This is a genomic window from Ferrimonas sp. (assembly GCF_048263965.1).
GTDB lineage: Bacteria > Pseudomonadota > Gammaproteobacteria > Enterobacterales > Shewanellaceae > Ferrimonas.
This window is the reverse complement of sequence record NZ_JBLXDO010000017.1, coordinates 74,772-86,452: the sequence shown is the minus strand read 5'-3', so window position 1 is coordinate 86,452 and position 11,681 is coordinate 74,772. Positions and strand designations below refer to the sequence as shown.

12 protein-coding genes are annotated in these 11,681 nt (G+C 55.5%); 9 read left to right on the top strand and 3 right to left on the bottom strand.

The features are described 5' to 3' along the window. Positions 1-129: 129 nt before the first annotated feature. Complete coding sequence (locus tag ACN0RV_RS14645) at positions 130-573, bottom strand: superoxide dismutase, Ni (RefSeq protein WP_417348659.1); 444 nt, start codon at positions 571-573, stop codon at positions 130-132. Positions 574-866: 293 nt separating this feature from the next. Between ACN0RV_RS14645 and ACN0RV_RS14640 the strand changes: the two genes are divergently transcribed. The 7 genes from ACN0RV_RS14640 (at position 867) to ACN0RV_RS14610 (ending at position 8,154) form a co-directional block, all read left to right on the top strand. Then, the gene (locus ACN0RV_RS14640; RefSeq protein WP_417348657.1) at positions 867-1,790 is read left to right on the top strand and encodes an SPFH domain-containing protein; all 924 of its coding nucleotides are present in this window, start codon (positions 867-869) and stop codon (positions 1,788-1,790) included. Between the two features lie 439 nt (positions 1,791-2,229). Next, the gene (locus tag ACN0RV_RS14635; protein WP_417348655.1) at positions 2,230-2,646 is read left to right on the top strand and encodes a cytochrome c3 family protein; all 417 of its coding nucleotides are present in this window, start codon (positions 2,230-2,232) and stop codon (positions 2,644-2,646) included. A 39-nt stretch (positions 2,647-2,685) separates the two neighbouring features. After that, a complete protein-coding gene (locus ACN0RV_RS14630; RefSeq protein WP_417348653.1) occupies positions 2,686-3,894 on the top strand; it encodes an NADH:flavin oxidoreductase in 1,209 nt (402 codons plus the stop codon). Between the two features lie 160 nt (positions 3,895-4,054). Continuing rightward, positions 4,055-5,065, top strand: a complete 1,011-nt coding sequence (locus tag ACN0RV_RS14625) for a hypothetical protein (protein ID WP_417348651.1) — start codon at positions 4,055-4,057, stop codon at positions 5,063-5,065. An 83-nt stretch (positions 5,066-5,148) separates the two neighbouring features. Continuing rightward, on the top strand, positions 5,149-6,048 hold the full coding sequence (locus ACN0RV_RS14620; protein WP_417348649.1) for a LysR substrate-binding domain-containing protein: 900 nt from the start codon (positions 5,149-5,151) through the stop codon (positions 6,046-6,048). 280 nt (positions 6,049-6,328) lie between these two features. Beyond that, positions 6,329-7,387 carry a 3-deoxy-7-phosphoheptulonate synthase gene (locus tag ACN0RV_RS14615; protein ID WP_417348647.1) on the top strand — a complete coding sequence of 353 codons (1,059 nt, stop codon included), beginning with the start codon at positions 6,329-6,331 and terminating at the stop codon, positions 7,385-7,387. 110 nt (positions 7,388-7,497) lie between these two features. Further along, complete coding sequence (locus ACN0RV_RS14610; RefSeq protein ID WP_417348646.1) at positions 7,498-8,154, top strand: response regulator; 657 nt, start codon at positions 7,498-7,500, stop codon at positions 8,152-8,154. A 27-nt stretch (positions 8,155-8,181) separates the two neighbouring features. On the opposite strand, the gene ACN0RV_RS14605 is transcribed toward ACN0RV_RS14610, so the two are convergent. Further along, complete coding sequence (locus ACN0RV_RS14605; RefSeq protein WP_417348644.1) at positions 8,182-8,523, bottom strand: YkvA family protein; 342 nt, start codon at positions 8,521-8,523, stop codon at positions 8,182-8,184. A gap of 114 nt (positions 8,524-8,637) precedes the next feature. On the opposite strand from ACN0RV_RS14605, the gene ACN0RV_RS14600 reads away from it, so the two are divergent. Then, the gene (locus ACN0RV_RS14600) at positions 8,638-8,994 is read left to right on the top strand and encodes a YibL family ribosome-associated protein (protein WP_417348642.1); all 357 of its coding nucleotides are present in this window, start codon (positions 8,638-8,640) and stop codon (positions 8,992-8,994) included. A 263-nt stretch (positions 8,995-9,257) separates the two neighbouring features. Then, entirely contained in the window at positions 9,258-11,291 is a 2,034-nt protein-coding gene (locus tag ACN0RV_RS14595; RefSeq protein ID WP_417348640.1) for a Cache 3/Cache 2 fusion domain-containing protein, read from the top strand. 81 nt (positions 11,292-11,372) lie between these two features. Here ACN0RV_RS14595 and ACN0RV_RS14590 read toward each other — a convergent pair whose 3' ends face one another. Continuing rightward, positions 11,373-11,648, bottom strand: a complete 276-nt coding sequence (locus ACN0RV_RS14590; RefSeq protein WP_417348639.1) for a MarR family winged helix-turn-helix transcriptional regulator — start codon at positions 11,646-11,648, stop codon at positions 11,373-11,375. Positions 11,649-11,681: the final 33 nt, after the last annotated feature.

The following is an 11,681-nucleotide window of genomic DNA, read 5'->3' as shown; positions in this document are numbered from 1 at the left end:
AGTGCGCTTACGCCTTGCTATTGTTGGCTTGCCCATAATAGGTCTCCAATGTGTAAACCTATTTCAGGACGGGACACCCGAACCAGAAAGGGCGCCAATCGGCGCCCTCTCTTTTGACCTACCCCGAAATCAGTGCTTGTGTTCCGGGTAGTAGGGCGCCAGCGCCTCAATCGCCTTGGTCAGGGCATCGGCAAACTTGGGGTCGGCATTCTGCTTGGCCTTCATCGCCGCCACAATCACCCCATGGTGTTTCACCAGCCGCTGCTGATAATCCTTCTGACTGGACTTCACCCTCTGGGTAAGGAAGTAATCGCTAATGGTCGAGATCACCTTCTGAGCATGCTGCTCCTTGTTCATGACCCAGCGCACCATCTGATTCTGCGACTGAGCATCACCTTTGCCGGCCAGCTCTGCCATCATGGCGGTGGCCTTGGCCACGGTCGCTGCATCCTCCAGCATCTGCTTGACCCTTGCGTGATCATCATAGATACCGCAAGGCACCTGGCAATGAGACCAGGCCAGGGGCGACAACATGCCCAGACACAGGGTAAGCAGCATTAATACTCGTTTCATGATTCCCTCTCCTTGATAAACAAGCCTGGTTCTGGAGAACACCAGGCAGCAAGCCATTCAAAGACTGCGCCTTTTTCCATTCCCAGGTTCAATTTCCCCAAGGAGTATGGCTCGCCAACGCACACTCTGCCGAAAAATTGTACCAATTGTGGCCTCTGCTCACTCGACATCAAGCCATTTCGAAATTTCCGATAGATAAAGGCATTCTGTTCGATTTTTTATTTAATAAGGATTTGATATATTGAAGCCATGGATTCGAAAAAATTATCACATAATACAAAAAGGAGATAATCATGATGAACAACTCGGCGAAGACCCAACTGGCCACCAAGGCTGCACCTGTCGCCATCGGTCTGTTTCTGTTGGGTGTGGTGATCACATCCACCTTCTACACCGTAGATGAGGGCCATGTGGGCATCGTCAAACGCTTTGGTCAGGCACAGCAACAGGTCAATCCCGGCCTGCACGTCAAAATTCCCCTGGCAGACTCGGTGCAGAAACTGGAGATTCGCACCCGCAAGAATGTGGAAACACTGAAGGCCGCCACCCACGAGCAGATGCCGGTGGATGTGGATGTCTCCATCAACTGGACGGTGATCCGCAGCGAAGCGTTCGACCTGTACCGCAACTACGGTGGCCTGGACCAGTTTGAAAACCGCATTCTGGACCCCAGGCTGAGATCGGCGGCCAAAGACGCCATCGCCCGCTATAAGGCGGAGGAGATCGTTCAGAACCGGGGCAAGGTGATCGCCAAAATCGAGGAGAACGTCATCAGCACCATGAGTGAGTTCCCGGTGAAACTGGACAGCGTCCAGATAGAGAACCTGGTGCTGCCGCAGAAATATCTGCAGAGTATCGAGACCAAGCAGACGGAGAAAAACCTGGCGGCAGCCGAGAAGCACCGTCTTGAGCGCCAGAAACTGGAGGCCCAACGGGAGGTCAACACCGCGGAAGCCAAGCGAGATGCGGAGAAAGCCAGGGCCGACGGTAACGCCTACGCCATCCTCACCGAAGCCCAGGCGGAAGCGGAGGCGATCAAGGTGAAAGGCCTGGCGGAAGCGGAAGCGATGCGCGAAAAGGCTGGCGCCATCGCCCAGAGCCCTCTGCTGGTGGAGTATGTGCGCGCCCAGAACTGGGACGGAAAGTTGCCCAGCACCATGATGGGCAGCGAACAGAACGTCCTGTGGAATCTGGACCAGAAGTCCGCCATGCGTTAACCAGAATGAGGAGGGGTTACCCTCCTCTTTTTTTGCCATGCCTTAACTGCATATTATGCCAACAATAAAAGAGACGAATAAAAACAAGATTAAGCAATGATAAAGTCGACATTTATCGAACTCCCTCGATCGAAAAATAAAGATAATTCTGCTCAATATTCACCATTACAGGCCTCCCCTCTCACTGCCTGCCACCTAAAACTGACACCACAGATCACACAATCCAGCAAAAGATTAAAAACAAACTACCCGACAGCAACTCAGATTGGCAACAGACACCAAGAGACAAAGGCAATCAGTGCCTCAGTTCACAATTCTCGCTAAGACTATACATCTTTATCAAAACACCCTGTGTGCAAAACTGCTTTGCACCGCCTGCGTTGATGGCCAGATTTGTCGATGGTCAAATATTTAGCACACCAACAAACCTGGAACTAACATGAAAATTAAAGTATCAATAATTGGATTGGTTCTTTCTCTGGCCTCCATTGGAGTCAGTGCCATGGGAGAATCTATAGATAAAGAAAGTCCGGAAGTTATTCTTCCTATGCATCAGCTTTCCCGACATGTCGATTTTGACCATCAAGCGCATAAAAATGTCGACTGCGCCTCATGCCATCATCAGGTGAAGAGCAACGTCGAAAGTTTCACTCCCTACAAATGCTCCAGCTGCCACTCTACAAAAAAAGCAGATAAAAAAGACCCTGGTTCCTATTACGCCGTTATTCATGGCAAGAAAGCCATCAAGGACGATGCGGCCACTCGCTGCCTTTCCTGTCACAGCGATGCTCAGAAGAAATTCAACAAATCAGATAAAGATCTGACCGGCTGCGCTAACTCCAGCTGTCACAAATAATTCCTAGTCGAGGTAAGTATGTCTATTAGTCGACGCACAATGATGAAATTTATGGGTGTGGCAGCGGCGAGCGCCCCGGCCACTCTCTCTTTGAACGCCAATGCCAGCACCAATACCAGCCGAAGCCTGTTTGAAGAGACCAAGCTCGGCACATTGACGCTGAAAAACCGAATCGTTCGTTCAGCCGCATCCCAATACCGGGCAACGGTAGATGGCGACCCGACAGAGGATCTGATGCAGGTTCACCGGGAACTGGCCGAAGGCGGAGTAAGCCTGATTATCACCGGCCTGACCTACATCATGCCCGAAGATCAGTTCGGTAATGGCGGTACCGGGTTGTATGACGACTCTCAAATCGAACTGTATAAGAAAGTCGTCAAAAACGCCCATGATCATGGCTCCAAGATCGCCGTGCAATTGGCAATGGTCGGCCCTCAGAGTAACTACCGGACCGATCGCCGCAAGGTGTACGGTGCCTCTAAGGTACCCCACCCCATCTACGGCACCATCCCCAACCAGGTGATGACCAAGGAGGACATTAACTTCGCGGTTGACGCCTTTGCCAAAGCTGCGGTCAGAGCTCAGAAATCGGGCTTTGACGCCATCGAACTGCACTTTGCCCACAACTATCTGGTGAGCCAGTTCCTGTTCCCCTACTACAACGACCGAAAGGATGAGTACGGCGGCCCCATCGAGAATCGTGCCCGCTTCGCCTTTGAAATCGTCGAGGCGGTGCGTGCGGCTGTGGGGCCTGAGTTCCCCATCATTGCCAAGGTTCATGGACGTGACTATCTGGGCAGCCTCGCCGGCGGTAACACCCAGGAGGAAAACCTGTTTGTGGCCAAAGGTCTGGCCGAGAGAGGCATCACCGCACTGGACATCAGTGGCGGCAATAAGGTGCGCGGCATGGGTGAGTTCCACCCGGATATTCAGAACGAGAAAGATCAGTCTTACTTTGCCGATGACGCCAAATTCATCAGCGACAATGTCGATGTGCCGCTGATCGTCACCGGAGGCAACCGCACACCGAAACTGATGGAAGAGATTCTCGCCAACGCCAAGAATATTCAAGCGTTCGGTTTCGGTCGCACCCTGCTTTCTGAGCCAGATCTGGCTAATAAGTGGAAACAGGATCCTTCCCACAGACCCCGCTGTCTGGCTTGCAACTGGTGCATCGCCAACTACGGCACTCAGAAATCCCAGTGCATTCTCAATGCTTCTAGGGCCTATATCGCCCCCGGGCACTAATTTCAAAAAAGCTGAAATTATCTGCCGCACTTTCCTGAAGTGCGGCACTCCACGACGACTGGATAATATAATGAAAAAATATAACACCCTGGCAATTATTATTGCCTCAACACTGTTGAATACAAACGCTTTTGCAGCCGACGATTATGAATTCGGTGGCATGACCCGAGTTAATTACTCCTACATCGATTACAATGAAGCCTCAGAAGACAAACTGGGTGACTTCAAATTTGAAGTCGCAGCCCTCTCTTTTAATGGTGAACGAGACGACATTGGCTTATCCATGGAATATCGTTTCCGTGACGACTTTGATGCAATAAAACATGGCTATGCCTACTACAAACTGGATGACAACACCACTTTAAAGGCGGGCGTAACTAAAGTACCCTTTGGCAATATCGGTTATATTTCCAACAGTTTCTGGCTGAGTTTGCAATACTATGTCGGTTTCGAAGACGATTACGATACCGGCGTTTCTCTGGAGTATCGTGGCGATGGTTATCAGACCGACGTGGCCTTTTTCAAAGGGGCCGAGAATGGTGCCACCAGCACCAAACGCTTCGCGGCAGATATCTATCAAGGGGTGGTGAACGGTACCGAGTACAACTACGAAGAAACCAACCAGTTCAACCTGCGTCACTCCATCTTTACTGAGCTATTCGGCATTGATTCCACCATTGGCGCCTCACTTGAATATGGGCAGATGTATGACGCCTCCAATGGCAGCAAGGAAGACCGTTATGCCTATGCGGTTCACTATCAGGGCGCCGTCGACAACTGGACCATCCAGGCACAGTACCTGAAGTACGATTTCGATATCGCCTCCGAATACCAGAACAAGGTCGCCCTGAGTGTGGTCGGAGCCACCTATGAGATCGCGTCAGAAGCCAGCGCCTTCACCTTTAACCTGGCCCGTAAGGTCGACATGGGGTGGGGGGCGTTAACCCTCTACAACGATTTCAACGTGCTGTCCCCAGAGTCCGACGACTTCGACAAGAGCTATCAGAATGTTACCGGCATCAGCGTTGGCAAAGGACCGGTGTTTGCCTGGTTTGACTTCATCGTTGGCAAAAACATGTTGTGGTCCTCTCGCAGCAACCACGTTGGCCTGCAGGACCAGTTTGACAAGTGGGACAAGCGAATCAACATTAACCTGGGTTACTACTTCTGATGCGAACAGGCCAGCCCCGTGGCTGGCCTGTTTTCTTCGATACTGATATATATGTCAGCCAGCACCGAATCATGGGGACGATAATGCGCGAAAGCATCACACTGGATGAACTGAAATGCTTGGTGGCCGTTTACGAGAGCGGCTCCATCAGCCGGGCTTCCGAAGAACTCGGAGTGATGCCGTCAACCATTAGCCGAAGCCTGACCCGGTTGGAGTCCAAACTGGACACCAGCCTCATTCTGAGAAATACCCGAAAACTGGAGTTCACCCAGGAAGGGGTGCAACTCATCGAGCACGCCAAGACCATCAACTCCGCCATCAACAACATTCAAGACGAATTTCGCTTCGCAGGAAACGAGCCGAGCGGAACCCTGAGAATCAATGGCGCTTCTCCGGTATTGGTTCATCTGGTTAGCCCCATTGTAAAGTCCTATTCCAAACTCTACCCCAGGGTAAAGATCCACCTGCAAAACGATGAAGAGATCGTCGACATCATCGAAAAGAAATCGGATCTGGCCATCCGGGTAGGGGCGGTAAACGATTCAAAGCACAATGTAATGCCTATTGGCATCAGCAAACGCCGTCTACAGGCGAGTCCCAAGTATCTCAAGGAACACGGCTTCCCCAAGAGCATCGAGGATCTGAACAATCACGTACTCCTGGGACTTGATGGTCCTACCATCCTCAATACCTGGCCGGTATTGGATAAAGATGGCAACAAGCTGAAGATCATCCCGAGCATCATCGCATCCAGTGGTGAGGTGCTCAGGAAACTGACCCTGGAGGGCGCCGGCATCGCCTGCCTGACCGACTTTATGTCCAAGGCCGATCGCAATACGGGTAAGCTGGTGGAAGTGCTCAAAGAGGAGACCGTGTACGACATCCGTGAGCTGAACGCCATCTACCACAAGGGAGGCCCCACCCCTCCAAAAGTGAGTGCCTTCATAGAGCTCCTTAAGACAGAAGCCACCAGGATGCTTTAGTCCAGCCCGAGCCTCTGTTGCTTTGCGATCTGGACGCTCATCCTAGCCCCGAGCCGCTAAGCAGGTTAAAGCTCAATCACAAAACAGCCTTGCAGAAGCAACGAAAAAACAATCACTCTGGACGCTTCCTCCCTTTTTCATATCTGATGATTTTTGACGCAGTTGCCCCCAAGCCACTGGCACGATTTGGATTGTTTCCTTACCTAAAGCCAAAGATTGGGTATAATCCGTCTAATTTGTTGCAAACGGCGGGCACTGTCCCGCTCTGTTGTAGGCACACATGACTTTTAAAACCGATGAACTGCGGACCACCCTGCTGTGTAAGGTGATCTCCCCGGCTGAGCTGGCCCGCGAATACCCTCTCTCCGATGGAGCTGCAGAGGCGCTGCTGAGCGCCCGGCGCCAGGTAGAGGCGATTTTAAGTGGCGAAGATCCCAGACTGCTGGTGATCATCGGCCCCTGTTCCATCCACGATGCCGACGCCGCCCTGGAGTATGCCGAACGCCTGGCCACTCTGCAGAAGGAGCTGGCTGAGGACCTGATGATCGTAATGCGGGTCTACTTCGAAAAGCCTCGCACCATAGTCGGCTGGAAAGGCCTGATCTCCGATCCGGACCTGGATGGCAGCTTCAGCGCCAATAAGGGGCTGCGCAAGGCCCGCAAACTGCTGACCGACATCTCCGAACTGCGCCTGCCCATTGCCACCGAGTTTCTGGATATGGTCAATGGCCAGTACATCGCCGACCTGATCACCTGGGGCGCCATTGGTGCCCGGACCACAGAGAGTCAGATCCACCGGGAGATGGCCTCTGCCCTCTCCTGCCCGGTGGGCTTCAAGAACGGCACCGACGGCAACCTGCAGATCGCCATCGATGCGGTGCGCGCCTCCCGGGTGCCGCACATCTTCTACTCCCCCGACAAAGAGGGGCAGATGGCGGTATACCGCACCCATGGCAACCCCTTCGGACACATCATCCTGCGCGGCGGCAAATGCCCCAACTACCAGGCCCAGCATGTGATCGACGCCGGCGAACGGCTGACCGAATCCGGCATCAGCCCGCGGCTGGTGGTGGACTTCTCCCACGGCAACAGCCGTAAGGAACACCGCCGTCAGTTGGAGGTGGCCAAGGACATCATGGCGCAGATGCAGCAGCCCCACGGCCATACCATCGCCGGGGTGATGGCTGAGAGCTTCATCAACGAGGGCAACCAGAAGGTGATTCCCGGCCAGAGCCTTATCTACGGCAAGAGCATCACCGACGCCTGCCTGGGCTGGGAAGAGAGTGAAGTGCTGCTTCGCGACCTGGCAGAAGCCAGCAGGGCCCGCAGACAACGCTGATGGGATCTCATTGCTGATCCGATCACCAGGGGCGCCGCACGGCGCCCCTTTGTTTTTGGGCTAAATTTGCATAAAGTAACGGCATTATTAGAAAAAGGACTCATGAAGCCATGGACCAGCCCGCTCGCTCTATCCTCATCGCCGATGATCATCCTCTGTTTCGTCAGGCGCTGAAGCAGTCTCTCAGCCTGTTTATGGCGGATACCCGCTGGCTGGAAGCGGACAGCGCAGACTCTCTGGAGCAGCAGCTGTGTGCCGAAGCGGATATTGACCTGGTGCTGCTGGATCTGCAGATGCCCGGCTCCCATGGTTACTCCACCCTGATTCACCTGAGAAGCCACTACCCCGCCATTCCGGTGATGGTGATCTCCGCCCATGAAGATGGCCAAACCGTCGGCAAGGCGATCCATTATGGCGCCCAGGGTTTTATCCCCAAATCCGCCCAGCCCCAGCAGTTGGCCGAAGCCCTGCAGCTGGTGCTCGATGGCGAGCTCTACCTGCCCCCGGGCATGGAGGGGCTGGCGGACGAGGAGCATGGTGAGGATGACATTGGCGCCCGTCTGGCTGAACTGACGCCTCAGCAGTACAAAGTGTTGCAGATGTTTGCCGAGGGGCTGCTCAACAAGCAGATCGCCTACGAGCTTGAGGTCTCTGAAGCCACCATCAAGGCCCACGCCACCGCCATCTTCAAGAAACTGGGGGTGCGCAACCGTACTCAGGCGGTGATCGCCCTTCAGGGGCTGGATATGGACAATAAGCCGGTCTAGAAAGACCAGGTAGGCGCAATGGCTCCGCTAATCCGCCGGGCCAAACCACTCCTCCACCTGGGCGGCGGCCCTGTCCCAGTGTTCATCGGTCAGGTGGGCAGCGACTGTGGCCAAAGCCACAGACAGCGCGCCGATATCATCGGAAAACCCCACCCCTGGAGTCAGGTCCGGAATCACATCCAGCGGCAGAATCAGGTACCCCAGCGCGCCCAGAATCACCGTCTTGGCCTGAGTCGGGGTTGCCGGGTCCATCAGGCAGAAGTAGAGCACCAAGGCCTTCTCCACCGCTTCCCGGCCTATGGTGATGGCGTAGCGCCGCAGCTTCTTCCAGAAGGAGTCCACACTGAAGTGCTGTGAGTAATCGTCCATGGGCCTCTCCTGTTTATCCCACCCGACACGGTATTGCCTGATATACTACCCCACTGCGCCGGGCAATAGCAGCAGTGGCTGTCGCAACGGCATTAAACGCTCAGAGGATACACAATGAACCTGAAACAAGAGCTCCAGCAACTGAACAACCGCCTGGATGCAACCCGCCGTAAGCTCGATGCCGCCCACGAAAGAGGCGATATGGCGATGATCGACAAGTTCTCCGAGGAGAGCCAGGCCCTGAAGAAGCGTATCGAGAGCGTGAAGAAGACCCAGGCCCGTCAACTGGACAAACAGGGGAACAAGGTGTCCTCTCTGGCGTTCAAGCGGCCCCTGACCAAGGAGGAGCAGGCGGACATGGGCAAGCTGAAGAAGTCGGTCCGTGGACTGGTGGTGGTCCACCCGATGACCGCACTGGGCCGGGAGATGGGGATCAAAGAGGTCACCGGCTTCGCCCCCAAGAAGTTCTGACCCCTCCCTTCGGCGTTGACCCTGCCCCAGCGGGCTCAACGCCGACCTCCGCACCTTATCAGTGCCCGTCGGGCCATCAACTGAAGTTCACACAAACAGGTCTGTCTGGGATCTCGCCCAAGACCACAAGAACACACCACTCCAACTCCCTCACGAAACAAAAAACCCGATTCAAGAGTGTGTGGAAAGTGACCGATATGGTCACTGAAGCCCTAGCGCTTTATCTCTCAATCATCCACCCTTTACACTCCGGGGAGCTAAACGTGGCCCTACTATCCAATCTCAAACATCGAAGCCTCAGCCTGCAATTGGGACTGATGGTCGCCCTGCTGGTCACCCTGGCCTTCTCAGCAACCGCCTACCTGGTGTACCAGGACAGCAACCGTACCCTGATGGAGAAAGCCCTGAGCGAGCACCAATCCAAGGTGCAGGCCCTGAGCCTGACCCTGGAGCAGAGCTTTAATGGCTATCTGGAGGAGGCCAAGGTCCTGGTCACCAGCCTGCAAAACCGCTACATGGAAGACTTGGAAGTCAGTGGCACCAAGGTCAGCATCAAGGGCAAGGAGTTGACCGACTTTGTCATCTTTGGCGACAGGGTCAGTGACAACATGCTGGTGGACGCCTTCCTGGAGGACACCCATGCCGGGGCCACCATCTTCACCAAGGAGGGCAGCGACTTTTACCGACTCTCCACCTCCCTGACCAACCAGCAGGGAGAGCGAATCGTCGGCACTCAGCTGGATAGGAGCAGCCCCAGCTACCAGGCACTGATTCAGGGGCAGGATTACCACAACAAGATCGACCTGTATGGGAAGCAGTACCTGACCTACTACACCCCACTGAGAGATCGCGCAGGCAGCATGATAGGTGCCGTGGTAGTGGCCCTGCCTGTTGACCAGTCTGCGCAGGCGCTGTTTGACAGCCTGGCCCAGGTGGGTTGGGGTGACACCGGCTATTCCATAGTGTTCAGCGACGCGGACAAAGACCGGGGCCGCTATCTGCACCACCCGGACAAAGCCAACCTAAGCAAGAACATCATCAATCTGGCCACCGAGGAGAAGCCGTTCCAGAAGCTGTTCGAAGGGGAGTCTGGCGTAGTGCGTTATCCCCACACCTTCAATGGCATCACCGGCATGAAGTACCTGGCCTACGCCAAGGTACCCGGCTGGCAGTGGGTGGTGTCCGGAGGCACCTTTATTGATGAGGTCACCAAGGAGTCTCAGGTGATTCTGAGGGACATCATCCTGATCGCCGCCGTGGCCGGAGCGGTCACCATCCTGGTGCTGATCTGGATGGTGCGTCGCCTGCTGGCCCCCCTGACTGAAGCCAATGGCTATATGCAGGCCTTGGGGGAAGGCCGGGTCAGCATCGAGATACCCAAGATGCGCAACGACTCCCAGAACGAGATCGTGCGGCTTATGGCAAACATGGGGCAGATGGCCAGCGGCCTCCAGGGGCTGGTGGAGCAGATCAAGCATACCAGCAATGAATCCAGCCAGGCGTCCAATGGCGTGGCCCAGTTTGCCGGCGACAACCTGGCCCAGGCGGATCAACAGCAACAACAGGTGGACCAGATGGCCACCGCCATCGAGGAGATGGCCTCCTCCGCCCACTCCGTGGCTGAGCAGGTCGAAGCGGTGGCCAACAATGTGCGCAATGCCGATGGCGACAGCGAACATGGCGCCACCATGGTGGAGGACATGGAACAGGAGATCGCCCGCCTCGGCGAGCAACTGAACCACTCCACTGACGCCATCCACCAGGTGCATGAGCAGAGCAAGAGCATCGAATCGGTCACCTCGATGATCGACGCCGTAGCCGAGCAGACCAACCTGCTGGCGCTCAACGCCGCCATCGAGGCTGCCCGCGCCGGCGAGCAGGGACGTGGCTTCGCCGTGGTGGCCGACGAGGTTCGCCAACTGGCCCACCGCACCCAGAGTTCGGTTCAGGAGGTGATCGGCATTACCGGCGAGCTGCAAAGCCGGATCGAGTCGGCTGTCTCCATGATGAACGCCAGCCAAGAGTCCAGCGTCCAGGTGAGCGACAAGGCCCATACGGCAGGTGATGCCTTCCGCGCCATCCGCCAGCAGATCCAGGGGATCGCCTCGATGGCAGAGAGCATGGCCACCACCTCGGAGCAGCAGGCCCAGGTAAGCCAGGAGATCGCCGCCAGTGCCACCCAGGTCAGCGACCTGAACCGCATGACCCGGGAGACCTCGGCCCAGACCGCCACCAGTGCCGAAGAGCTGCAGCGCCTGTCCACCAACCTCTCGGAGCAGGTGTCCCACTTCAGTTAATGCCCAACAGAAAAAGAGGCGCCAAGGCGCCTCTTTTTCTGTGTGACAGGTGAAGTCCAAAAGGGCTTCTACGATCTGACATCAGTCTTGCGGACTGGTCACCACCTTGGCCAGCAGGCTGAACAGCAGCTCCTCTTCGGCCGAATTCAGCCCAAAAGATGCCCCCATCAGTGCCTGGTCGGCCTCCCGGTGTGCTTTGCTGCCCGTAGCGGTAATCTGAATGTGGACCACCCGCTGGTCCTCGTCATTGCGCCCCTTATGCACAAACCCCGCATCCACCAATTTATAGAGCGCACGAGAGACATTAGAGCTCTCCTCGAACATGGCGGCCTTCAATTGATTGACCGGCGTGTTCATGGTGGGTTAAGCGCTCGCCTGATGGCGACGAGC